A 25,035-nucleotide genomic window follows, 5' to 3' on the forward strand; every position below is an offset into this window, starting at 1 on the left:
GATATTGCGCTAGCGAATCCAGTAAAGCTGAAGGAGGGCGCATGCCTAAGACGATAGACCTTCGGCGGAATTGAAAAGGCCCTAATCGATGGGTCTGGGACCCAGCAAAAGTAGGGGCTGACGGCAAGAGGTGCGGCGGCGGCCGTTCGACGGCTTTTGTGGTGCGCGAAAGCTTGTCGACCCGTGGGGGTCCTCGGACTTCAGGCATCAAGATGAGTCGTTTATTTCAAATGGGAGCTGGAGTGCTGGAGTACCTCCTCTTTTGATGGATTTTTTTTTTATTGAACTAACCTTTCACCTTATGGCGGGCTTGTAGGTCTCGGCTCAAAACGAAATCGTCAATACGAGGGATATCGGATGCGCAACGCTTTCTCTGCCACTATCGCGGTTATCGCTCTTCTGTCGACCTCGCTCTCCTATGCAGAGAGATATGAGCCTCCTCAGTCTTCTGCAGACGCTCTGAAACACATAGACCTCTCAGGAAGGCCAATGGCAGACAGTTTCCGGCAGGCATTCGCCGCTTGCGACAAGGGAAATGGCAAGCCGCAGTGCGACGGCAACGACCTGAATCGAAACACGACCATCCTGGAACTCAACAGCGGTGCCATCCTGTTCGACGCTAAGATGGCTGTCGACAACGACGGGTCACCGTTTGCAGGCAAATGGCCAAGCCAACCTCAAACCTCCCTCTTCTACTCGGACGGGCGAACCAGTATCAACGCGGACAAAATCCGCTACATCGCAGTGCCCGGCGGGTTCGACGCAAAAGCCGGCTTCGTTTTGGGAGACGTCGCGGCCGTCATCTACAGGGATAAAGTCGCGTTCGCACTGGTGGCCGACCACAGCAAGTCTTACCGTGTCGGAGAGGGTTCCGTCGCGCTGCACACCGCACTTGGACACGACGGATGTAGGCAGTTGGCGCCGGACGGTAACTGCAAAAGACCACGGAACGATAGCATCGGCTCTGGTGTGACCTACATTGTGTTTCCTGGCACCAAGGCGAAAATCTGCGGCGACGCACCGCTGCCTCGCAGCCCTTCCAAGCTATGTAACGGACTGAATGCAGACAATCTCAATCAAAAGGTTGACGAGGTTGGCAAGGAGGCGTTCGACGCACTCAAGAGTGCTTCGAAATAGGGAGTCTGCCTCTTTAGAGAACTCCGGGGGAGCTAGGTGAGGCTGTCCCATCATGGCAGCTGGCAGCACCAGCAGCCTGTATACCGAAACATGTAAGCATATAGAAGTCGTGCCGCTGACGTAAGGCCCTTGTTCATTCCGGAGAAGCTCCGAAGGTTCGGGTTCCATCAGCTTGATAGGCATAGTCGAAACCAATGCGGTCTTCGTCGATGGCGTCGACCCTTAACACCGCGTAATGCTTGCCATCGTGAGTTACCACACAGTACAGGCCGTTTGGCAGTGGTTTGAACCAATGGTATGAGTAACCGTCGCTTGGACATTCTTTGACATCCTTCAACGACGCGCCGTCCATTGATTGAATTCCTGAATATGCACCTTTATCGAGTTCTGGATGTTTATAATCCCCCGTCTCGTGAGACAGAAAGAATTGAGGCTTAGCTTCGCCTGGTGGTTTTGCGACGAGGATGTCTGGCGGCTTGCCGTTAACATTTCCGTTCCAAGGAACGATTTTTCGCATCGCAAAGTTGAAGCCACTTTCGTCGTAGTGAGAAAATCCGTCTAAGACAACTGTGCTTCCCGTTATTGGGGGTGGCGGTGGCTGCGAAACAAGTTCGGCTGGGGACTTGAATAACACTGCCGCAAACACCCCCAGCGCCCCTCCGGCTTTTAGCCATGAAGCGAGATGTAAATCAAAGGAACCGGGAAGCATAGCCGCAACTCCTGCGGCTGCAAGTGCAAGCACGACTCGGAAAATGGCATACTGGAAAGTAGTCGGCTTCGGGAAGAATACCGCAACGATGAGCATTGCTACGACGAACACGACGCCAAATATAAAGACCGCAACGCGCTCATGAGATTTAACCACGAAATCCCTCGTCATGTTTCTAGCATTTCGGTCGGCTTGCGCTTCCGCCGCTACGAGTGCGTGACAACCTAACAACATGCCATCGTCCGATAACAATGGGCGAAGCAAATATGAAGTCAGCTGCGCTTTGTGAACTGTGCGCAATCGCACACATCTGCATTTGAAAAATAGAATGTTGTGCTTGATTTTCGCGGGTTGCGCACTAAGCAGGTCGTCTGAGGGAGGCACGGGCGTTTGAAGGCCGATACATCATCGTGTCGTCCGAACGCACTTGCATTGCTGTTCCTCAGAGATTGTCCCATTCTGTTTAGGACCTGAGCCTAAGCTGTTCGTCTGGCGCGTCGGAGGGGAAAGGAGAGGCGCAAGGGACATCTATCACGTTTGTGCACTTGCTTTTGCCGACGCTCGGCGAACAAGGCCGCCTAGCGCTGCTCGACCGCTCGTTTTATTTTCAGAGACTCGCAGCCAACTCCACGCACTCATTCTCGCGTTGAGTTACGTAATCCGAATGACGACTTCCGAGCGCGTAGAGAGCGGCGGCCCCCTGTACGCAGGGGGGCCAGAACCGCAGCGGGAAAACCCTGATACGGCTTGCGTGGTCGGCTTCCTACTATCTGTCATGCGAGCCCGCCGCGCCGAAAGGCACTGTCGAATGGTCTAACTGTTTCGACTAAAAGCAATCAAGAAAAGGAGCAGGCCGTGAAAAAGGCAATCCTAGTGATGCTCCTTGCTTCTCCGTTTCTATTTGGGTGTGTCGTCGGCGGAGTTCGCTCGGACATCTCCGACGCGCTTCCTTTCTGCGAGGACACCCCGGACCATCTCGACTGCGTCTTAAACACCAACTCTGGCGTGGTGAAGGAGCTCAAGCCGACAGAAGACGCCGTTCCCACATTGGGGCTGGCTCTTTCAGGAGGGGGCTCTAAAGCTGCACCTTTTGCGATGGGTGTTGTTAAGCGGTTTGTCGATGAAGGCTGGCTTTTCAAGACCGACTACCTTTCGTCAGTGTCCGGCGGGTCATACACGGCTTTCTATCTCTACTATAAGGCGTACAGGACGATTCTCGACGATAAGCCGCCAATCAAAGCCTACCCAGGACTTACGAGGTACTTCCTCGACACAAGAAGACAGAACGACTTGACGAAGAAGGAGCCATTCGTTGAGTTTCTGTCTCCGGATGAGGTAAGGCACGGCTGGTACAGCCTTGCCGAGTTGCCGGCACGTCTGACTCCCAATAATAGGACTGCCTGCTACGAGCTTCCGCCATACCCCGTCGATGACCCAAACCAGGCGGACCTTTCAGCGCCGGTATGGAAGTACGTCCAGCAGGCCTCTTACCAGGGTTGGGTAGAGTGCTATCAGGATTTGCTGCGCACTGGCCACGCTCATATGTCGAAGTTCGTGGACGGCGCTGGGAACCGATTGGCATACGCGCACCAACTGGGGAATACATTTTCTGTGATGTTCGCAGAATCCTTGATTACTGCGCCTGTCAATTGGTTCGCAAACGTCGCGTTCGATTGGAAGTGGCGCGTTTCTCCGACGCAGTATGACTATCTCTACGGCATCCTGCGCACGTATGCGTACATGCCAGAAGAGGGGGATGTGTTGCCCGTCTCGCCCTACGACGACTACTTCTATCAGATGACAAAGTGTTTGGACTTTAGTGACCTTTCCATCATCTACACTCGCGACCCTGTGAGCACCGAAGAGAAACTCGGCGGCTACATGCCGAAATGGATACTCCAGGCAACGGCCAATACCGGGAATGTTGGCTTGGACCTCTCCCCGCGTCACTATGACCTGGGCACGGATGTCTTCGAAATTTCGTTCGACTTCTTCGGTTCTGGTCGCTTTGGTTACGTACAGGGTTCGCCCTTTCTTGTGGGTTTGACCGTGCCCATGGCCGTGTTGTCGTCTGCGGCTTTTGCCGACACGGCGCAAAGGAGCATTCACGTGCCACGCGGCGTGGTCAATTTCGGGCTTCAAACAATCAATCTTCGGTGGGGCTTTGACATCCCCAACTATCGCGAGCCCGACAGCAGCCGCAGGCTCCATTCGGTTCTAATCTGGCCGTTCTACTACCTTGATTCGCCGGTAACAACCGAGAAGGGCCCGACAATTCACCTCTCCGATGGAGGGCAGACCGGAGACAATCTCGGGCTCGTTTCGCTCATGCGTCGAGGCGTGAAGAACATTGTTGCCGTCGCGGGCGAGAACGACTATGACACCAAGAGCGGGGCGCTCGTTTTGGCGTCACTTTGTTCGGCGAATTATTACCTGAACGTGCGCGGGTACACCATGGATTTTGACGGAGACCCAATGGAACCAGACAGTGGCGCCCATCAAAATTACCACCTCGCTGAACGGTGCACGTGGGACAAGAACCGGTCGATATACGTACACCCCGATAACCCGGGGAGCTTCAAGAAGCTAACGCCTTTCGCCTGGAAACGACGTGTTTGGGTGGGGCACGTGGTTCCGTACACGCCTGGAGTCGGTGGGCAACCCCCGCTACTTCCGAAAGAACAAATGGCGGACCCGTCAACGGTGCCGAAGCACCTTAAAGACATCACGGTCTACTACATCAACTCGGCCATGGACCAGGAGGAATGGCAACAGGTGGTCGACGAGTGGTATCCGGTCGAATCGGCCGGTTCCGAGGAGCCCCTGAAGTATCAGGCAGTGGGGCAGCTTGGCTCACCGAAGGTCTGCAAGGGTGTGTATCCCGACAAGAATGCGCGGGTACAGTACAGTTGCCCACTGATTGAGTACTTCCACGACACGCGCACGGCGACAGAGGACGGCGGCCACAAATGGGTGTTTCCGCAAACGAGCACGGCTTTCACCACGTACTCCAACAGCGTGAATCTTTTTAGAGCTTACCGAGACCTGGGCTGGCTGTATGCCGGATATCTGCCAAATGCTTCCGACGACTTGCGCAAAGTTCTGCTAGGCGATGCGAAGAATCCGCAACCGGCCGGCTTAAGCCAGTTGTACAACGAGCAGAAGCCGCGATACCCGAAGGACACCTATGCCTGTCGCGGGTGGAATGGCGGGCGCTCGGTGCAAGTGGCCGAGCCGATTCCCGTCGCGCCCTAACAAAACGCAGAGGCGCGCAGTCGCTCACCTCCTCCCATTTTTTCTAAAGCTCTGACGCGTCCTTAGGGTAGGCCTCGTATCATTCCATTTCTTGCTGTCGTCCCCATTCGGTCGCAATAGGCCCACTGTACCCTTCAAGCATCCGCTAGATGAAGTATTTGAAGAAATAAAACATCGCGGCAACGAGCAATACCGCACCACGGGATTTCCGGGCTTGATGGTTGACATCAGGAAGGTGGCGCTCGGTGCGTTAGCATGCACGACCACGGGCAACTTGACGTGGGCGGATGAGGCGAATGTTCACGCTAGATTCGATTTCGGCCCGTGAGGCCCCATGGCAGGGTCCAGCGCCTGAACCAGCGCTTATGTGTCGGCGCGGACGGGCGCCTGCAACCGGACTGCGCCTGTTGCAGCGATGCCGGCTTGGACGCTGCGTGGGTTCATGGTCACGGAGTCGAGAGCGTGCCGACAAACGGCACCGCCGTGACGTTCCGCAAGAACGACCGTGTCAGTCCGGCATACTTCACATCGACCTTGACCTGCCGCAGCGTCCCTCCGTCGGAGGGACGGTTGCAAAATTGGGGAGTCGGGGAAAACAATGTTGCCGTTCGTGCGGTCGACGACTACATACAGAGCCGCAACCACGCTACTCCGCTACGACGAGGTCATAGGTAACGTCTACCGTAAAAGACAAGCTCGGAATCTCGCCGTGGAAATGAAGCGTATGGTGGCCGGGCGCAAGAGGTTTTAGCATTAGCCAGTATCCGTCCGATACGGATAACCCGGTGCCAGCGGCCCCCGTCGGGTCCAAAATATTGTTTTTGGGAATTTCAAACTTGAACGGCGCTGACGTGAAGCGGAAATGCTCTAGCCCCGTCACATCATGCCCGTCCACCGTAGCCGTCAAGCTGGTCGTGGTGACCAGTCCGCCCCAATATTGCGCACAATTCTTACAGCTATCACCATCGGTACAGTAAAAGCCATTCGGATAAGTCAACTGTGGCACGTCCTGCGTTGAGCATTCAACGTTGATGATAGGAAAGAAAATTGGCTTGTCTTGTGCGTATATTGTGCAACGACGCGTTACCGGTCCGTTTGGGCCCCCTGCCAGAAACCATACCGGTCCTCTTTGCGCAACGTCACAGTAAGCCCCTGTGGTGTCGATGGTCGGATTAGACTTGTAGGGGATTGGAAAAACGTATTGCCACCACTTCGCGGACCATTCGGCGTACGTTTTCCCTGCAATAGTAGATGACGGGGGATACACAAGGGCACCATTCCCGTCCGTGGCCAGCGCCGTCCCGCTAGGGACGAACACGGCTGCGCATGCGCTCGCGATTATCGCCAGCGCAACGGTTCCCTTTCGAGCCTTTCGATTGCTTTTCATTGCTCCCTCCACCTTGTTTTGCGACGGGCAAGTCGGTCGTAGTGGCGGCTATCGCGTCGCGCCCTCAGGTCAATCACAAAGTCTCCCGTCATAAACACACAGCGTCGCTTTCCGACTACTGGTTGCCAACAACAGCGACGGACGCGGATGGGCCCGGTCAATAACTCAGGGTGCAGGCCTTGGCATTGCCAGCCCAGTCTTAACCCGCTCATTCGCAGTCTTCTTAAAATCTTATGTTCGACTCCTAAATAATAGGTGAGGCTTTCGGCAAAGCCAATGCATTCGAAGTTCGCGGTAGTGTGATGTAGGAGCCCGCTTATCATGCAAAGGGAGAGCGTCCGTTCGTGTTGTAGGGCAATTGAAGGGGCGGAGAAAGCTATGGAAGCGCTTTTTTGCAAGGCACGACTGCGCCAGGCTAGCCAGCCGGATGCGGGGCATTGGCATCGATGTACTGGTGACGCACACATGGATAGCTTTCATTGCCGCTCCGTCGGGTTTTTAGGTGATGCACTATGTCTTTGGAAAGTAGGGGTACCGTTTTCCGACTTAGGGGTGGAACGCCATCCTGAGGGAGCGGAGCTCTATAAGGGAACGGCTCCGTCGTTGGTACCGAAGGGCTTGGCATTAAGCGTCTCTGCGGACGGTCGAGTGCCTTGTGAACGGCCTTGCACGCTGTCTTTGCGGAGGCCGCAAGCGATGTAGGCGGCTGTAAGCAACGGTCGACGATGACTTTACGCTGGTCTAGCGGAGTGCACGAATGTTCGTCCAGTGGAGACATGCTTCGCGTCCATTGAAGGGCCGCTGAGCAGTCGCGTCTCTGACGGGTCAAGCGCAGTGAGAAGGTCGCTACGGCAACGCGTGCCGTGAACTGCGCCTGTAGGATGAAGCAAAGTGCATGACAGACGGAAATGAACAGAGAGGTCGGTTGCTTACCCGCATGCCGCAACTGGCACTACCCTGTCCTGAGACACTTCCTCTTTGCTATCACGAGCGCAGCGTTGGAGCGAACCCGCTTTCTAGCGACCAAAATTCGGACAAAAGCCAGTCCGTTTGGGTTCTGTGAACACGGCTAAATGCCACGATGTGGCACCTGACGCGACGACCTTTTGCCCATTTCCTGGCCGAGCACGGGTTTTTCGTTTGAACACGAACTCAGTTGAGTTCGCACGGAATTGGCGTCGAGAGTCCCCTATGGGCCGGCTGCTGGACGCTGAATTCGTCCATAGCGAAACTTGCGGCCGCGACTATCGCGGAGAGAGGCCCATGACTGGACCGCTGCTCTCCATTGAATGGTCGACCTTCTCGGGAAGTCTCAATCAGCGCCGAGTTCCCCCGGCTCTTGCGCAGCGTAGTTGCCGGCGACGCACACCGCTGGCGTCGACTCATTTCCCGCCGACGAAGTATCAATGGGCGGTTCTTCATCCCAAAACGGCGACGCTAGTGGGCCGACCACCCGCAACTCATCCTTGAGGTCGTTCAACTGCATCGCGAGTTCCAAGCGCTTGCGCCACAGTGCCTCGACATAAGGCGGCACCAACTTCGCGAATTGGTCTGACGTCAGGCAAAGAAACGCTTTGCGCGCATCGGCCAACACATGCTCGCGTGCCGTCGCACCGATGGTTCCGAGTTGAAGCGTCAATGCGTTCATCACGTGCGCGTATAGCCCCGGCGTTACCTTGACCACTCGCGTGTTCAAGCCCTCGGGGCGCTCGTCGGGCAACTTGGTTACTGCCTTATACATCGTAAGCACCTTGTAGAAAGCGCCGTCTGGGACTTCCTCGGGCTCCAGCGCTGGCAACGGCGGCGCCACGAAGGCAATGTAAAGGTCTAAGTCATCCATGGCTTACTCACAGTTGGAAGATGCGCTTATAAGATGCCAGAAGCCCGAGCGCGAACACGCCAAAAGAAACACTTCGCTCTCTCGTCCAGGTCACGTCTGCAGACTCGTAAACTTTTTGAGTCATGTCAAAGGGGAGGCCTTCCTCAGCAAAACCCGTGTTGCTGTCGGTGAGCCTTGAGATAGGGCAGGTGACGCCCTTTCAATTTTGGGTTCGGGCGCAAGCGCATGTCGCCGGTAAGACCCAGTGTCTCGCGGTCTTTCCGGCAAAGCTTCGAAGAGCGAAGAAGTCGGCCATCTTCCGCGAATGAGATAAGACCGGCGTCGAAAAGTTTGTCGAGCGTCCCGGTTAGCAGAAGACCGTTAAACTGATTGACCTTTTCGCTTTCGTTTGAGTCCTTCCATGCTTTTGCATGAGATGCAACCAGGACTTCCTTGACGGCGCAACCGGTCACTGAGCACTGGTTGTTCCAAAGTTTGCGCATGTTAAGACGATATAAGCCTTGTCCTCTTCGCTCCGCGCGAAGTGCAATTACGTTTGTCCCGGCCGCAGCTTTGTCGTCCGGCCAGTCGTCGAGCCCATCAAGAATAGTCCGTCGCAGTGCGCTTAGCGCCTCACGTTTTAGAGTCCAACCGGCCTTCGCCTTCCACGTGGCCAGTACGGTCATCCCCGGCGCTTTGAGTTCAAGGCATTTTGCGACGTCGTTGGCGAAAGTGACGTAGGCGGACTCAAGCTTATTCAGACTTGATGGCTCTGCGTTTGCATCAATGCTATGTGCAAGCGCATCGAGCGTTGCGCCCAATTCGGGAGCGTGTGCCTGCGCGGCAAGCATCGCCATGACCCCCAGATTAAGCGAGGCGCTCAGCTCGGTGAAGACATCCACGAAATCTTCTTCGTCGACGCTTAGCCCATGGGCGACCACATCAAACCAGCGCTTTTCAACAGCGTCCACGGTGTACGGCCCCAACAAGTTCTCGGGGTTGTATGTCGTCGGAGGTGAGCCTTTCTTCAGGTGGTTGCTGCCTAAATACGTCACCGTGCCCGCTGACGTTTGAATCTGATAGTTTGGACGGACTCCGTTTCCCGTATCTCCAAAATAGAGGAGCGCTGTTTGTCTCTCGTCAGCGGGGATGTGGGCTAACACTGCCTGAAAGTACTCGGCGTTCAGGTTCTTCAAGTGCTCTGGAGTTGCCATTTCTGTCCTTTTGTTTGCAAGCCAGACGTCGCGCCAATGCCCGCCTCAGCCGAATGCAGTTGCGGCCTCGCTTCTGAAGCAGGATATCGACATGAAGCTTAAGCGCAGGCTGAATTACGCTGTGTGGTCAAGAGAACATTGAGTCGTCGCTGGTAAGGGCCGTCGAGTCCTACCCGCGTCCTTTGAGGCAGCAGCGAGGGAAGCGCCGAAGCACGTTTCGTTCGGCATGGGGCGCCCCGGGCAATTACGAAGCGTTCCGCAGCGTGTGGCAAATTAAAGGTGCGAAACCCCCGGTACCAGTTCATCGGCTCGGCGGAAATCAAACATGACGTGTCGCAGAAAAGATGACGTTCGAGGTGTGCGTCGGGCGCTCCCCGAGTTCCACGAGCGTCACGGCTCTCCCGTGTTCCATGGCGCGATACACCGCAGCGAGCGAGAGGGTGTCGACATGACAGTAGCGCAGTAAGTCATCAACGAGTTGGCGGTGGCGCGCGGGCGGCGTGTCAGGAGACGAGAGTTCCCACCAGGCACGTTGCGCGGCGCCTCCGTCCATGACTGCGTTCAGGTCGGAATAGTTGAGGTCGGGGCACGCCGTTGGCGCGAGTCGCTCAAGCGAATAGGACCCTTGCAACGTCGGGTGATAGTAGGCTCGGCGCACAACGGGAAGCAGGTCAAAGAGGCGAGACGCGATGTCGCGCAATTCCTGCCGATATTCAGGGACAAGCTTGCACAGGTCCTCAATACGCCCTTGCTCAAAGGACGAATAGACCACGATGACGCCCTTGGTGCCGACCGTTTCAATGAGGCGGCGCGCAAACTCTTTCGCCGGCGAGTTGCCCGATACGTCCATGAATTCGTTATGGACCAAGATGCCCGGCTCGGTCTCGGTCTCGGTGTGGCAGGAGAACTGGAAAGGAACTGATTGGTACGGTCGCGTGCCCGCCCACATTGGAACGGGGGACGACACTGTCTCGAAGTCGAGAAAGTGTCTTGGATAAGGCATCGCCCTCAACAGCGACCGGTCGACAGCATCAACGCTCACCGCTGGCGCATCCAGCGACCGCAGGACCCGCTGCTCCCGGGCGTCCTTAAGATACATCTCGGGCACTCCGCGCGCGTCGCGGTAACCGATTTGCCGGAGCAATCTGGCAAGCGGCTGGCGAAACACTTCGACCGGAAATTCGGGGTTGGGCGGTTCGTTGCTGCGGCAATAAGCAATGAACGGGCATTCGTACGGCTTTGAGCACTGTTCACCCGTACGAATTCGGGGCTCCGGCTGGGCCAGCATCGCGCGCAGTTCTTCGACGAGCCCGTCGAGAGAGACTTTCAAGTCCGAAACTTTGCCGGTGACGTCCTCCGTTTGCAGCAGCCCGCTGTATGCGCCGTTGCCCGGATAGATGAAGGCGTTGTTGATGTAGGCTAGCGTCACTTTGGTCACAGGATATCCGGCTCCTTCAGCAACCCAAGTCTGGATGGCACAGTCCAGATAGAAATATTCTTTGCTCGTTGTGGACGCCTTGAACTCCGTCATATGCCATCCGCCGAGATACGGCGAGAACGCGTCCGCGCGCGAGACAACGTCCTGATAAGAGAAGGCTGCTTCGTAGACGGTCGTTCCGGCTGTCGAGGCGCGCTCAAGCGCGGCCGGCGTATCCGCGAGCGACCGGCGGATATCGCGCTCGTGGCGGATAAGTTCGCCCGGCCCCATCAGCTCTCGCGCTTTGGCGCCGAAGAGATGCCCCATGCGGAAGATGTGCTGGCTCGCAGGAGATACCACGGCCAAGTCGCGTCGGTGCGTCTCGAGCCAGAGTCGCTTGTGGCATTGAATGCCAGACAAGATTTTCGACTTGGAAAGGCGGTTGTTATCCATCTGCGCACACCCGAGGGAGGAGGTGAACCGATTTTATTGCTGAATCGAGACAAAAATCGTCTCTTCAAGCGCACGCTGTGGAGCGGAAATACGCCCGCAACAGACGCTTGCGCTGAGCGCGCCACGTCCTTCCTGTCGGCCTGTCAGGTGATGCACTATGTCTTCGGACCGTAGCCATTTTGCCCTGTGAACAGTGACTGAAGCATGGAGGCGGTCGACAGCCAACTGCTCGTCCAGACGGCGACAGAGTTCGGACGAAAACAGATAAGTGAGACGGCGCGGCCGCAGAGCCGTTTGGATGAAGTAGGTAGGAAGAAATCGGGGCGAAATCATCAAGTCTTTTTTCCGCCCGAAATTCATGCCTTGCTGCCGCAACCGACCGGCAAGCTAGTCGCTTCGTTCCTGCCGTTAGCCGCGCAAACAACGGTAGCTCGAGGCGTCGCCCTTCGTCGATGAGCTGAGCCTTCGGCCGGCTACTGACGGTCTCTTCAAGTCGCGTCCAGCCAGTACTCCAACGCCCGTTAGGACGATACCGTTCATCAGCGACCCAAAGTCGGTGGCCGAAGCCAGCGCGTTTAAATCCCGTAGATACACCTGAAGTCACGTCGTGGCACCTGGAGACGCGAGAAACCTTCTCTTTCCCTCGCGCTCAGGAGAACCCGTCTCTTGGAGTGTATTTCATGTCGTCTTACTTGCTGGACATTCACGAACTCGGCGAACTGCTTGCTCGAAGCCCAGAAACTATCAAAAAGGACCTCAAGCGAAATCCGCGCGCCGTGCCGCCTCGTCTTCAAATCCCCGGGACGCGTTTGCTCCGCTGGAGACGCGTCGATGTTGAAACCTGGCTCGCTGAGCATGTTGTGGGAGGCGCGCAGTGACTACTCTCGCCGACCTCAGGCTCGATATTCGCCATACCTTACTCACAACGCCACCTGCTCTGGACCATGTCTTGCCAGGACTGCTGGCTGGCACTTTGGGTGTCTTGGTCGCCCCCGGGGGCGCCGGTAAAACGATGCTGCTAACTCAAATCGGCTGTGCCATCGCATCCGGGCAGCCCATTCTCGGTGGAGCGTTGAATGGCTCAAAGTCTTCGCCGGCTAGGGTCGTGTTGTTCCTTGCGGAGGAGACGGCGGTCATTATGCATCACAGGCTGCATGGGGCGGCACAGCAGCTACAGGAGGACATGGCTTGTCGAAGCCGGGAATGCCGGCAGGCACTCCTTGAGGGGTTGAGCAGCCAGATGAACATTTATCCGTTGGGCGGACACGGTTCGCTCGCAAACTTTGCGGGCGGTTCGAAGGAATATCGCGCACTGCTCGAACTGTGTATTGGCGCGCGATTAGTCATTGTCGACCCACTGCGACGGTTTCACGAAGGTGACGAGAACGATTCGGCTGCGATGACTGCGATTGTCACGACCTTCCAACGCTTTGCCCACGAATCGGGCGCAGCCGTCCTTATCGCCCATCATGCCAATCGTGTTTCGATGACAAGCGGTGGAGGGGAGCAGGCATATGCATCGCGAGGGTCGACCGCGCTGACGGATGGCGTGCGTTGGCAAGCCAATCTTTCTCCGGTGTCGGGACCGCTTGCCAGCGAACGTGGTATCGACAAATCCGAGCTGCGGCAATTCGTACGTCTCGACCTGCCTAAGAGTAACTACGTCCGCTCCCTCGACACAATCGTATTGCGTAAAGACCCACAATCGGGAGCGATGGCCCTGTGGTTGCCGGAAGCGCTGTCAAAGCGCACGCCTGCGACACGCACGAAGCGCGCGGGAACGCCGGGGGAAAAGCGATGACGCCGCCGCTATCAGACAAACGCGTCGTGCGCTACGACCCGATGCTGCCGGGCACCGGGTTGTTCGGTTCTCTTGGGAACGGCGTCCGTCCTAAGTTAGACGCTGAATATAAGTTTGGGGGAGTTGTTTGGCGGCTGCGCGGACCTGACCGACTTGGCATTCCTGAGCAGACGCTGCTGTTAGTTCTTCTTGAACTGGCCGAGGAACAGTATGGCCGGCCGCACGAGAGCCCGGAGGACTGGACGCCACTTGAAGCTGCCCTGTACAGCGACCCTGAGGCACGACCGCTGGCAGACTTCTGCGAGGGCGGCCGGCCGGTATTGGCGACTCTCTCCGTTAGCTATTCCGAATTGTCACAACGCTGTGGTCGAACGGCCGAGGGCGGCAGCGCATCGAAACAGATACGCCGCGAATTGATGCGATTGTGCGAGGTCACGATTTGGACGGTCGTTGGGCGGGAAGAATTTAGCTCGCGGTTGCTTCATTGGCGGCGTGGCGATGGATGCGGCGTGCGAGTGGTGCTGAACTCACGTCTTACTGAAATTCTCATCGGCAAACAATATTCACCCGTCTCGCTCCAAGAGCGTCTGTCTCTAAAATCAGATGTCGCGCGGGCATTGCATTGTGCATTGTCAGTAAGTATCAGACCGGGCGGGACGATGTTTTTCAACTTGGATACGTTGGCCCGACACGTGTGGTGCGAACCAGACGTAGCAGACGCGACGGTCCGTCGGCGCAGGCAACAGTTGCGCGCTGCACTGTGCGAAATTAATGGGATGAAATCGTGGACGATTAGAGACAGGTCCGGACTCAAACTGGAGCGGGCGGAGCGTGTGGAAATCTGGCGAATGTCGCCTAATCGTGGGGGCGAACGCGTAGCATCGCCGGCGCGCACTCTCAAGCGCACCATCGAAGGGCCGGAAAGACCCGTTATCAATACGGCGGCTAGAACGGCCGAGGTCATTGTCGACGTCTCATCGTTGTTTGCCTGAGAGGAAACTTTCGAATTCTGCTCGCGAGCGCTCTTCGCATTACCCAGCGAACCGCAGGAAGCAAATATTGAGGTGGCTCAGTTACCGGGTATTCGCCCCGCGCTCGCGCGGCATACAACGTGTCCAAGGAGTTCTCCAGCACTCTGAGATGTCAAACACCCTTGACGTCGATTGCTATCTTGGCGGTCGGCATGAAGCGGCATAACGGACGTCCAGCGTTCACATGATGCCCCCCGGTCGCCAGACGAGATTGGCGCTATCACGTTTGTCGAGAGCTTCCTCGGGGTACAGTGACAATGTCCGCTCGCATGTAGCGCTTCAGCACGGAGGGCATGCACGCCGGGCACGCGACTAGACCGGCCAAACTGAAGAGGAGGGCGCCACTGCGACACCGGTATGTCGTTTCACCTACGGTGCTAGGAATAAGCCGGCGTCAACGTGCGGCACATCTGCGGGTCCGCCGCAGAAAGTTGCGTACTTAAAAAGCGACGGTTGACGCACAGAGAGGGCGAAACTTCCGCGTTCATATGATGCCCCCGGCACCAAGCGCACAAAACCCCGGCTTCAGGTGAACGCCGTACAACTAGGAAACAATTATTTTCTCAGGAGATTCGGGCCAATCAAAGAGGCGCTCTATCTTTCTCTAGAAAGAAGTCTCGCAAGGGCAGAGTGCGGCCGGCGGGACTTTGGTCCCCGCCTTCCATGGTAGCGGTCTTTGGACCGCGCCATGCCATGAACGCCAGAAGCGTACAGAGCTCCGCTGGGAAACTAGTCCCATGGCGTACCTCTGGCAATGAAGAATTTCCGCGATTGGCCTTCTCTTGCAGTTCAGTCTGTTTTGGAAGCCGCTTCTCGGCGTTAAAAAGCTCGCTTCTTGATGTTCCATGGAAGCTAACCTGGCCATCACCATGAAAGAATGTTCGAATGAGCCTAGGACGAAGTTGAGCGGTGGCCTCTTGTTCTGATGTGCCTATGGTCCGACTTGCCGGGCCATGTAACCCTCGGGTTTAGAGCTTTGAATGACGATGCCTTATACAATACGAAGTCTTGGCAAACCCGGTGCAGCCCTTTGCGCGACGTCATCAAACATTCGTCGCCCGTCGACACCCAATGTTCCGTCGATGCAGCGTATAGCGCTCAAAGCCTCGGTCGAGCAGGTGAAAAGCTAAAGTGGAACGGCGAACGCGCCTGCGGCGTGGACGGTCTGCCCGATGTTCGATTGGATAAGAGTGCACGCTGTGAAAGGGAGAGCGATACTCGGAATACCCGGGGCGATAACTGTCGCTTTCTTCAATGCCAAGAATGCGTTCGTTCAGTTCCTCCGGCTCGCTGACATCGTTGCGTTCTCGCGCGATTGACCGATTGATACAGCAGGATGCCATGGCAGAGACCGGATGCGCCCGCCAACACGGCGCCTGACCTAACTCGTTTCGCGAGGACCGGTTCTTTTTAGTGATGCGGGACCGAAGGGCATCACCTGGGTACGGGCGGAACTCTCACCCAAGGGGCCAACGAGCGCCTGTGGCTTTCTCGACCCACCACTGCCCAACGTCCCGTGCTGCGCAGGATGGAGCTACGGCTGCATTCTTATAGCGCCGGCAGTCCAGACTTTGATGCGCTTCGAGGACGTCCGCGACCCTAGTGCCTTATCTCGTCGCGCCAACGACAACTCTCATTCACCGTGCTCGATAGTCTTTCAAAGGTCTCGCGTACACACCTTGCAAGAAAAATACCGAAACTTGTTTCAAGGCCTCTTCCCTAATGTTGGCGTGTCGTTTACATCAGACGCGCCATCAAGTCGCGTTCGCTATACGTCTGGCTGAGGCAAAAAGAGGACAGTTTTATGGATATTCCAAGCCCAATTTCTGAGCTTATTGACCTCCTCGTAGACTTCGCCGCAGCAGCGATTAATCTACAAGGAACAACATGCGACGAGCATCAATCTATGCAAGATACTCAGACCAAGAGCAGCGGCCAACATCAATCGACGACCAGCTCCGACGAACGAAGCAGAAGGCGGAAGAGCTAGGATTTACGGTCGCAGACGAACACATATACGTCGATGCCGCAATAACAGGACAAGGCAGAGAGCTCGCGAAGCGAGCAGCATATAGCAGGCTTATCCACGCGTGGGAAAAGGGCGAGTTTGAAGCAATCATCGTCGACGAAGTGGCTCGCCTCGCACGCGCTAGCCTCGAGTTCGCCCACTTGGAACAGCGCATTGAAAGAACGCGTGTTCGCCTCGTTTCATGCGACGGAGTTGACACTTTAAATCCGGGATGGCAGCTTCAATTCGGCATCTTTGGCCTAATGGCCGCCCATTTCGTACGGGAAACAAGTCATCGCGTCGTACGGGGCATGCAAGGGCAACTCGAACGCGGCTTCATGATTGCCAAGGCTCCCTTTGGCTATCGCGCGATGAAGATGGGGGATAAGGATAACGAAGGTGGGACGGTCTGGGAAGTCGACCAAGAAAGGGCAAAATGGGTTAAAGAGATTTTTCAAATGCGTTTTCAAGGACGGTCGCTGAACACCATCGCGGAACGGCTGAATCGCGAGGGCGTGGCATGTCCACGGAGCCCGCGTGGTGAGGGGAAGGGGTACTGGCGGCCAGCGACTGTTCATCAGATGCTAGCCAATACGATTTATCGTGGAGTGTTCGTCTACCACGGCAGCGCGTATAGCACGGCGAAAGCAAAGAGAGAGAAGCGGACGCTCAAGCCCGTCGAGTATCAGCGGCCGGAACTTCGAATTGTCGAGGATAGAGTTTGGCATTCATGTAACACGCCAACGGGTTCTCGGCCATTTTGCGGCGGAGGCCGGCATGTCCTCGCGGGTCTCGCCACCTGCGGTGTGTGTGGTGGGACGATGAGTTTCAGAACTGGAGGTTCTTCGCCCGCCCTACATTGTTCGAAGTGTGCACAACAGCGGCGGGTTGGCAAACCTAATGCGCCGACACAGGTCAGTTATGTCGCCGCTGAAGCGCTGCAACGGGCACTTTTGCAGATACTTCGCCGTTTCCTCTTCGACGATGAGCGTGTGCAGGAATTTAGGCGGCGGCTCGAAGTTAGCTTATTTGGCCGACACGAATTGAGAATCGAGGAGTTAAGGTCGGCCGTTGGGCATGCAGAGAGGCAACTTGACAGTCTTGCACAGCGAATGCGACGACTGGAGCCAGGAAACGAAGAGTTCCTCGAAAGGGCGTATCGCGAGCAGCAGGAAGAGCGAAAGCACCTTCTAGATGAACTGACACAGTTGACCGCGTACTCAGCATCTCTTAATGGGGAACGCATCAGGCAGCCAGTGGAGGTCAATCCGCTCGATTTCGTGTCGATGCTCTTTACGGGCGGCGCGCCTGCGGAGCTGACGCGAGCTGTATTGTCCCGCGTATTTCCGAGCATTGTTCTTTCGAAGCGCCCGGCCCGTTTCATATCAGTATGGAAAATAGTCGCATGTGCTGGGGCAACTGTGGCGCGTCTCGATGGCGCGTTCGCTGGGTTAGAAGGGAAGGTGGCTTTCACCGTTCAGGTAGAAACGGGAGCCGCACGACCCACGGCGTGGCACGTCACTGTGTTGGAAGCGAGCGTTCAATAGCATGATTCGCGGGGCGATAAGCCCCGCTTTTTTTGCATTGCGAATAGTAATTACTTTCGTTCGCGGGGAGAACATGATGCTTTACTAATCGCGCACTAGGTGCGGTGCGTGTACGATTCGTGTCGTATCGGGTCGAGACTAGGTATCCAGTGCAAAAGCCTTAGCCCGTGCTCAAAACCTTCCTAAGGAAAAGGGCGCCGGCGACCCGCGCGCGTCGGGGCGCACGGTAGATGTTGGCTCACCAGAGCTACCGCAGGAAGTATCCGATTTGTGGAGCAACGGAATGACTGTGCGTGAACTTATGGATGCATTGAGAGGCGCTGACCCGGAAAGCATCGTGTTGTTCTTAGAGGCGTACGCAGACGTCGGTGAGTCCGACGAAGTTTCACATCTGCTCATTCCGGAATTAGCTTGGGTTCATGAAACGGGAGCATTTTTTGGAGAGCGATATGAATTTCGCCTTCCAAAAAGTGAACGCGGCGAAGTCGAAGCCGGACGCATGGATGTCGTTCAGCGACTCGAACGAGTTGTCGTGCTGTCGAACGGGCCCACGAATCTTCGTTACCTCGTAGACGAGTGAAGTCTGGCACTTCGGTGCCTGCGGTCAATTCAGCGTCGACCAGTAAGAGAAACCACATGACCACGCCTCGGGAACGAACAATCGCGCTTCTGCGAGCACGTGAGTTGCTCCAGCACATGTCCGTGCTTCAGGATACTGTCAACACTGCCGCTCTTCGCTCGAAAGCAGCAGGCGTGTTGCGCCACTATCCCGACGACGGGATGATAAAGGCTATTGCTGGCGAGTCAAAATGGCTTGAAACCAGGGATGATGCAGCCGGCCTTTCGCCACTGACGAAGAAGGTGTCGCTGCCTGCGATTCCATCGTCCATCGACGACCCGCATCCGTCGTTTCTGGACGACTTCCGTCAGCGCGAGATTGAGAGTCTAAGAGCAAGGATTCGGGCGGGGAAACTTGTTACCGACGCTGAGTTTCAGCGACGCCTGGGACTGTCCGAAGCAAGGCTTCGACGACTCGTCGTTAATGGAAGCGTGTTTGCAATCGACGTCGATGGTCTTCGGTATTTTCCGGCCCTGCTTGCTGAGGGCCACTACAACAGGAAGAGGCTGTTTTCTGTTTGCCGACTCCTCGTTCCCGCACCGACCGTAGTCCGCCTCCACTACCTCACGAGTCGGCGCGGCAATCTAGGCGGCCTGACTCCACTCGAGTGCCTAAACGACGACGAGCGTTACAAGTTGTTGAGACGCATGAGTTGGGCAGAGGCCATAGAGTGGCATCGAACGACGATAACGGCATATGCCGGACAACATAACTTCGAGCCGGCCAACGTAGCGCCTGCCTACCGGGGCGCTGAAGAGCTCGACCCGCGAGAGAACGTTTGGCAAAGGAGTCTCGCCACGCTTCGACATCACGGATTCACTGGCGTAGCTGCCCCTTACGAACGACTCAATGAAGCCACGATTTTCGTAGCTCAATCAAAAGCTGGGTTGGGCGAACCTATTGACGGTGCGAGATTGTACTTCACCCTTGACGGTGGCTATGCGACGGTGACCGTCGAGCGCTTCCAGTCTGAAGCAAACGACAACATAAAGGTGAAGGTCGACGGAAACGAGACCGTAGAAGAGGCGATGCGCGCAATATTTTCGGATTTGTTGAACCGTGGGCTCCGTTAGCCTCAAGCGAATGGCGCGAGCCGCCGAGACCACGCACGGAGCTTCGGATGAGTGATGCACTCGTCGGTCCTAAAGACCAGATGTCAAACGCGATAATTCGGACAAGAGGGAGCGACGATGAGCGAAGGCTTTGACGACGTCTTCCTCTACTGGGAAGCCTGTGCTTATTCCGGCAAATGCGAGGTAGTTGACGATTCTCAGCCGCTTTCCGTTGCACACGGCTGCATTAGCGCCGATATGCGAAGAGTCTATGCATCTAGAGGCAGATGCCTGCTCGCAGCGATGCTCGCAAACCTCAGTGCACTGTCTCGGTGGTATTACCCCATGGAACCACGGGCGAAAACCAGCAGGACTATGACGATTTATGTCGGCAGGGCCCCATACCCGAATGAGCCAGCAGGCGAATTTGTAGCCAAGATGGACATCCATTACGAATGTCGGCGGGCTTCTGGAGCAATACTGATGCTAGGCGAAGATTCCGGCCGTGAGTCTGATTACGTCGACAACGTTACATGCCGGGAAACGGACGGCGTGTGGGATATCGTGCTCAATTTATTACGCGCGATGTTCTTCAGCTCTCGATGAGCGAGAAGTTGCCGCCCAGCTAGCTCTACGCGAAGCCGGCTTCGCTGCTGGTATACAACAATTCGGAGGGGCACTTCCGCGAGCGAATCGGAGCAAGCGATGAACGAATTCTCCCAGCCAAGTATCGCAGCTCGGCTCAGGCTTCGTTATCACCTAGGCGATGCGATTCGAGATGTTGTTTTGTTTGGTTCCAAGTTCGACGAGGCGGTAGAGCATGTTGCGGTGCCAGAGGCCGATGCCGCCTTATTCAGGAGTCTACTGAGGTCGGAACTGGAGCATCTGCAGATATACAACTGCGCCCGGTTTCGTCTTCCGATGGGTGAGGTCCAGGCGTGGATTGGGAAGGGGCGCCCGAGTTAGCATCGTCATTGTCGTCGTAGGCGTGCATTTGCTAGGACTACTTAGAGGCTTCGAAGGGGTCAGTCCGTCCGAACTGGCGCTAGTGCTTCGATAGAAAGAGTCCCGGCGGCGCGTCCGCGTCCCGATGCCAGCGTGAAGACCTCTGGAAAAGGCAAATAGCTCATGGCCGTACTCGACATGTACTGCAACACCACATTGGTGGGGACGCTCTCAGAAGAGGCTCAAACTTGCGTCTTCACCTATCTGCCCGAGACTTCGACGGCCGATGTCGTCTCGCTACTCATGCCGGTACGAAGCGACTCGTACACGTGCGTCGGCGGCATCATGCCTTCGTTCCAGATGAATTTGCCGGAAGGCTACAAGAAGGACATCATCCGCCAGAAGTTCGGGCTGCGCGCGGACTTGGGCGAAATGAATCTTCTCGCGCTAACGGGCGCAAACACAGTCGGACGAGTGAGAGCAATCCCGCACGGGGCCGCGCTTGACAGGACAGAGTCGAACTTCGACATGGCTAGGCTTCTGGCGAGTACGGACTCCAGAGACCACCTGCTCAAACACCTTGAGGCTAGAATCACCGAGGGAGTTTCGGGCGTCATGCCTAAAGCGCTGGCGTCATGCGAGGTGAGCTCGACCAAGGAGACCGGCGAGTACATCTTGAAGACGGGTCCCCTTGACCTGCCGGGCCTCAGCATTAATGAGTACCTGTGTCTGGAGGTAGCGAGAAACACGGGCCTAGATGTCCCGGAAACTCGCCTTTCAGACGATGGTCAGGTGCTTGCGATACGGCGTTTCGATGTTAGCGCGGATGACACACGTCTTGGAGTCGAAGACCTGTGCGCCCTGAAGGGGCTCGACCCTGCGCGCAAATACCAAGGGACGGTCGAAGACCTGGCAAAACTCTGCAATCGGTTTCTTGGCGTCGATTACAAGGAAGACGGTAAGCGAAAGCTCTTCTTGCTATTGCTGCTGAATTACGCGTTGCGTAACGCTGATGCGCATCTCAAGAATTACGCGCTGACGTACAGGACCGGTCGAGACGCGCGTTTGGCTCCCGTATACGACATCGTGACGGTCACCGCGTACCCACGTTATCGCGACGACACGCCCGCATTGCCTCTCAAAGGCAAAAAAGTATGGCGCGTTGGTCGAGCGCTGTTTGAATACGGCGGCGTCCGATTGGGTCTTTCGGGCAGCGAGATGACAGCAGCGCTCGAACAGGTAGAAAGCGCGGTGCTCAAGGTGCTTCCGCTGGTTAAGGAATATGCCGACCGATATCTTGAGTTCAGGGACGTCGGCCAGCGAATGCTGGACGCTTGGGTGCAAGGCGTCGAGGACATCAAGCCTGATACGAAGCCAATAAAAGGCAACGCTGCGCCTTTGCAAGAGCAGGCGGCGCCGTCCCGTTCGCGTTCGGGTAAAAGACGAAAGGCCGTTAATCCCTACGTCGCCTCGGACGGACCATTCGGGCACAAAGCTCGATAGCTGAGTGTGGCGCTTTCGGTCCAGTGCCTACGTCGGGGGGGCGCTACGTATATTTCGATACTGCAGCAGTTTCCGATGCGTTAGCTGCAATGGAACTGAATGTCGTGAAGAGGAGCTACGATGTGACTCGCCAAATGTCTCTCCGACTGGCGCGTTACTTCGCTGGAGCTTGCGGCCCTCCCGGACTAGAACCGAAATGAAGACATCACCGTCTGAGCTGCTGTCTGTTCATGAGCTAGCGCAACTGCTGTTCGTATCCCCTCGCTACGCGCGCAGGCTCATGCAGCGGCATGCTCTTCGACCCGTGACCGTCATCCGTGGTCAGAAATTTGTGAAGCGGCAGAAGGCGGCAACCTACCGCAGAAAAATGAAGAGAAGGCAGCACGCCGCATTGGGGCGGATGATAGCGGCCAGCGACCATGCGGGACTTTATGACATCGAGGCGTACCCCAAAACATTGTCGATTGTTGACATGGCCGGCTCTCTAAAGCCACAAAAGCGCGTCGACATTGAGGACATGAACCCGTGGAAAAGCTGACAGCGCGCACGACTGCTAGAAAATGCCACTGCCTCATTCAGAGGTGACGACTATGGCGCACCAAACACAGCACGTTATCCGCAGTAGCGAAGTTGGCGAAGAGACGCATCGCGTCATTTCAAGGCGGAGTGGCAAGGTACAAGGCAATTCGTTCGCGGGCTCGCTACATCTCCGACGCCCATCGAGCCAACTCTTCGGCTCTTCGCTCGTGCGTCGGCTTGCCGCCATGTCAGGCTCCGACGCGGCACGAGTTGTGGAACCATTGGTCGAAATCCCGGTGCCGCTCGGAAAGCACGCCCGTTACAGGCTTTGCAGCTTTGGAAGCCAGTGGCTCTTTATCGGAAGCGCTTGATAGCAGTTTCCAAGCTTCGGCGCATGGTGGTCGCTTTGGTAGTGGAAGGGCCTCGCCGGGTCGGTTCGCCGCGAGTCAAGCTCACTGATGCGACTTGTCGCAGCGGCCTTCAGGCTGAGGAGCAATGGTGCATGGAGCACGGTTCCTCTCGGCCCGTTCCAGCAATAAAGGCATCCATTCCACAATGCCTGCGAATGCTTTGATGTCTTCATCGCGTCGACGCATGGTACCAACACTTGCCCGAAGCGCGGCGGCGCGAACGGCAGCTATCTCCCGTACTTCCGCACCGAGCCAGTAACAACACCAACAATCTCCAGCGAGCCTTGAGGCCGAATCGCCGCGAAGTCTGGGTTGGCCGGCTCAAGATAGAAGGCCCCATCTTTGTCAAGCCGTAACGTCTTGACAGTCAAGTCGCCATCAACGAGCGCAACGACGATGTCTCCGTGTTTTGTCGGCCGATTCTTCTCGACAACAACGAGGTCTCCGTCCAGAAGGCCGACATCTCGCATGGATTCTCCCCGCACCCGGCACAGAACGGTACGGTTTGGGTCGTCGACGAGATAGTCGTCAATCGTAAGCAACTCGGCTTGGTCTTGGCCCTCCGGTTCCGGGAGTCCAGCTCGAACGGTGCCTATAACCGGCCGGCCAAAGAATCGGCGATTCGGAGCGATGCGGCCGTCGACGCGTTCGAGATAGCCCGCTTCCGAAAGGCGCTTAATAAGGGCGAATACACTGCTCGAGCTCGACAATCCAACAACGTCGCAAAGTTTCGACATGCTGGGAAATGCTTGGTTGCGCTTCCAGTAGGTGCGCAAAGCCGCTAGATAGCCGTCATCGCCCATTTGTTCGCCTCGTCGAATGAACATTCGATGAGATTGTAGCTTATTGTGATGCGGCTTGTTCTGCTGAGGTGGACAGTACCTTCAGTAAGCAGCGCGGGAAGTGCCGACTTGACAATCTCCGCATTACGGCGGATACAATTTGTAGACAAGGGATTCAGCCCGTGAGGGCGGTCGATTGCGCTTCTGTGCGAAACAGGGTCGTGTTGACGCTGACAAACGTGGCCGCGAACGAAGGCACGCCAGGAAGGCGGAACTGCAGTAGTCTGGGTATTGGCCGTCGCTTTTCGACGTCCCTTATGAAGTCGAGGTCGTAGTTTTACAGTTTCGGCGGCTCCACATGAACGCGCAAATTGCTGATTCGATGTCCATCCTCGGAATGCATGGAATGTCGTTGCCCGCAGAGCAGGTGGCGTTTTCCACATTCAAGGACGTCCATGAGCAAGCGCGTGGAATCGACGGCTGGAAGCTCGATTACACCCAGATTTCTTGTGGCCGGTTTGAGGGTACGGTGAAGGTCACCTGGATTGGCGGTGTGCGACTGGTCCTCGAACAGCGTAACAAAGTCATCCTCTCTCGTGGGTCGACTCCTTCAAATCGGCTTGTTGTGACCGTGCCGCTCGAGCTGGAGGGCCACTCGTGCATGTGCGGTGAGAAGAGCGACCGCGATAGTCTCCACGTCTTCTCCAGTGCGCCGAACTTCGAGTTCTACTCGCCCGAGAGGCACGTCCTCGTAAACGTGGAAATTGATATCGACCAACTCTCGAATCCGTTGCTGAGGCCCCAGGCTGAAAAGCTTCGGCAAGAGGCTCACATGCCTGTGGTCCCGATGAGCGGGGACGTTGCCGAAAGCCTCCGGGAGCTCGTCAAACTTGGCCTCGCGAGTTCGACCGCCGCGTCCGCGAGCGCCTTCGAAAACTCGTCTCGTTCGAAGCTCATGGAGCAGACGATACTTTTTGGACTATCGGAAGCAATCGAAGCCAACACCTTGAGCGAGAGCGCCAGCCGTGCAATCAAGCATTGGGCGACTGTGAACCTCGTGAGAGAAAGATTGGAGAACCCGGCCACATGTCCTCTTTCGATAGCCGAACTTTGCGTACAGCTTCAGCTCAGCCGTCGCACCGTCCAAAATGCTTTCCAACTGGCGCTAGACATCAACCCGACCGCATATTTGCGCGCTGTACGTCTCAACTACGTTAGACGAGACCTGCGACTTGGACAGACTGTCACCGAGGCGGCGCTTCGATGGGGATTTTTTCAGCTCGGCGCGTTCGCCCAAGACTACAAAAAAATGTTCGGTGAGCTGCCATCGGAAACCGCGCGAAAGCTAAGACAGCTGTCAGCGGTATCCCGCTAGCCGCCAACTCCGCCTCCCTCCCATGCGACCTGACCTTCCAGGTCGAATTGCT

At 56.5% G+C, this 25,035-nt stretch carries 18 protein-coding genes; 12 read left to right on the forward strand and 6 right to left on the reverse strand.

Annotated features, from left to right (window positions below; all coding sequences use genetic code 11):
• Positions 1–489 precede the first annotated feature (489 nt).
• Complete coding sequence (locus AWB78_RS11660) at positions 490–1,137, forward strand: glycoside hydrolase family 75 protein (protein ID WP_062604725.1); 648 nt, start codon at positions 490–492, stop codon at positions 1,135–1,137.
• 133 nt (positions 1,138–1,270) lie between these two features.
• Here AWB78_RS11660 and AWB78_RS46460 read toward each other — a convergent pair whose 3' ends face one another.
• Positions 1,271–2,002 (reverse strand): hypothetical protein, encoded by a 732-nt coding sequence (locus tag AWB78_RS46460; protein WP_157697468.1) that lies wholly within the window; start codon positions 2,000–2,002, stop codon positions 1,271–1,273.
• 699 nt (positions 2,003–2,701) lie between these two features.
• Here AWB78_RS46460 and AWB78_RS11665 point away from each other — a divergent pair.
• Positions 2,702–5,101, forward strand: coding sequence for a hypothetical protein (locus AWB78_RS11665; RefSeq protein ID WP_062604726.1), 2,400 nt, complete (start codon positions 2,702–2,704; stop codon positions 5,099–5,101).
• 646 nt (positions 5,102–5,747) lie between these two features.
• Here the strand turns inward: AWB78_RS11665 and AWB78_RS46465 are convergent.
• From AWB78_RS46465 to AWB78_RS11680, 4 genes are all read right to left on the reverse strand, one after another.
• Positions 5,748–6,488, reverse strand: coding sequence for a hypothetical protein (locus AWB78_RS46465; RefSeq protein ID WP_157697470.1), 741 nt, complete (start codon positions 6,486–6,488; stop codon positions 5,748–5,750).
• A gap of 1,312 nt (positions 6,489–7,800) precedes the next feature.
• Positions 7,801–8,328, reverse strand: a complete 528-nt coding sequence (locus AWB78_RS11670) for a hypothetical protein (protein WP_062604727.1) — start codon at positions 8,326–8,328, stop codon at positions 7,801–7,803.
• Positions 8,329–8,471: 143 nt separating this feature from the next.
• Positions 8,472–9,503, reverse strand: coding sequence for an HNH endonuclease (locus AWB78_RS11675; RefSeq protein WP_198399252.1), 1,032 nt, complete (start codon positions 9,501–9,503; stop codon positions 8,472–8,474).
• Positions 9,504–9,840: 337 nt separating this feature from the next.
• On the reverse strand, positions 9,841–11,391 hold the full coding sequence (locus tag AWB78_RS11680; RefSeq protein ID WP_062604729.1) for a DUF2779 domain-containing protein: 1,551 nt from the start codon (positions 11,389–11,391) through the stop codon (positions 9,841–9,843).
• A 204-nt stretch (positions 11,392–11,595) separates the two neighbouring features.
• On the opposite strand from AWB78_RS11680, the gene AWB78_RS46470 reads away from it, so the two are divergent.
• From AWB78_RS46470 to AWB78_RS11725, 9 genes are all read left to right on the forward strand, one after another.
• Positions 11,596–11,847 (forward strand): hypothetical protein, encoded by a 252-nt coding sequence (locus AWB78_RS46470; RefSeq protein WP_157697472.1) that lies wholly within the window; start codon positions 11,596–11,598, stop codon positions 11,845–11,847.
• A 418-nt stretch (positions 11,848–12,265) separates the two neighbouring features.
• Complete coding sequence (locus AWB78_RS11690; RefSeq protein WP_063958959.1) at positions 12,266–13,192, forward strand: helicase RepA family protein; 927 nt, start codon at positions 12,266–12,268, stop codon at positions 13,190–13,192.
• Positions 13,189–14,184 carry a replication protein C, IncQ-type gene (repC, locus tag AWB78_RS11695; RefSeq protein WP_062604732.1) on the forward strand — a complete coding sequence of 332 codons (996 nt, stop codon included), beginning with the start codon at positions 13,189–13,191 and terminating at the stop codon, positions 14,182–14,184. Before AWB78_RS11690 ends, repC begins: the two co-directional genes overlap by 4 nt.
• A 1,926-nt stretch (positions 14,185–16,110) precedes the next feature.
• On the forward strand, positions 16,111–17,778 hold the full coding sequence (locus AWB78_RS11700; RefSeq protein WP_062604733.1) for a recombinase family protein: 1,668 nt from the start codon (positions 16,111–16,113) through the stop codon (positions 17,776–17,778).
• A gap of 283 nt (positions 17,779–18,061) precedes the next feature.
• Complete coding sequence (locus tag AWB78_RS11705; RefSeq protein ID WP_062604734.1) at positions 18,062–18,358, forward strand: hypothetical protein; 297 nt, start codon at positions 18,062–18,064, stop codon at positions 18,356–18,358.
• Between the two features lie 56 nt (positions 18,359–18,414).
• Complete coding sequence (locus tag AWB78_RS11710) at positions 18,415–19,470, forward strand: BPSL0761 family protein (RefSeq protein ID WP_157697474.1); 1,056 nt, start codon at positions 18,415–18,417, stop codon at positions 19,468–19,470.
• A 117-nt stretch (positions 19,471–19,587) separates the two neighbouring features.
• On the forward strand, positions 19,588–20,055 hold the full coding sequence (locus AWB78_RS46475; RefSeq protein WP_157697476.1) for a hypothetical protein: 468 nt from the start codon (positions 19,588–19,590) through the stop codon (positions 20,053–20,055).
• 522 nt (positions 20,056–20,577) lie between these two features.
• Complete coding sequence (locus AWB78_RS11720) at positions 20,578–21,897, forward strand: type II toxin-antitoxin system HipA family toxin (protein WP_062604737.1); 1,320 nt, start codon at positions 20,578–20,580, stop codon at positions 21,895–21,897.
• 196 nt (positions 21,898–22,093) lie between these two features.
• A complete protein-coding gene (locus AWB78_RS11725; RefSeq protein WP_062604738.1) occupies positions 22,094–22,435 on the forward strand; it encodes a hypothetical protein in 342 nt (113 codons plus the stop codon).
• A 618-nt stretch (positions 22,436–23,053) separates the two neighbouring features.
• Here the strand turns inward: AWB78_RS11725 and AWB78_RS11730 are convergent.
• On the reverse strand, positions 23,054–23,629 hold the full coding sequence (locus AWB78_RS11730; protein ID WP_232477669.1) for a LexA family protein: 576 nt from the start codon (positions 23,627–23,629) through the stop codon (positions 23,054–23,056).
• A gap of 337 nt (positions 23,630–23,966) precedes the next feature.
• On the opposite strand from AWB78_RS11730, the gene AWB78_RS11735 reads away from it, so the two are divergent.
• Complete coding sequence (locus AWB78_RS11735; protein WP_232477670.1) at positions 23,967–24,983, forward strand: helix-turn-helix domain-containing protein; 1,017 nt, start codon at positions 23,967–23,969, stop codon at positions 24,981–24,983.
• Positions 24,984–25,035 lie beyond the last annotated feature (52 nt).

Origin of the sequence: Caballeronia calidae (assembly GCF_900044055.2) — a bacterium.
Taxonomy (GTDB): domain Bacteria; phylum Pseudomonadota; class Gammaproteobacteria; order Burkholderiales; family Burkholderiaceae; genus Caballeronia; species Caballeronia calidae.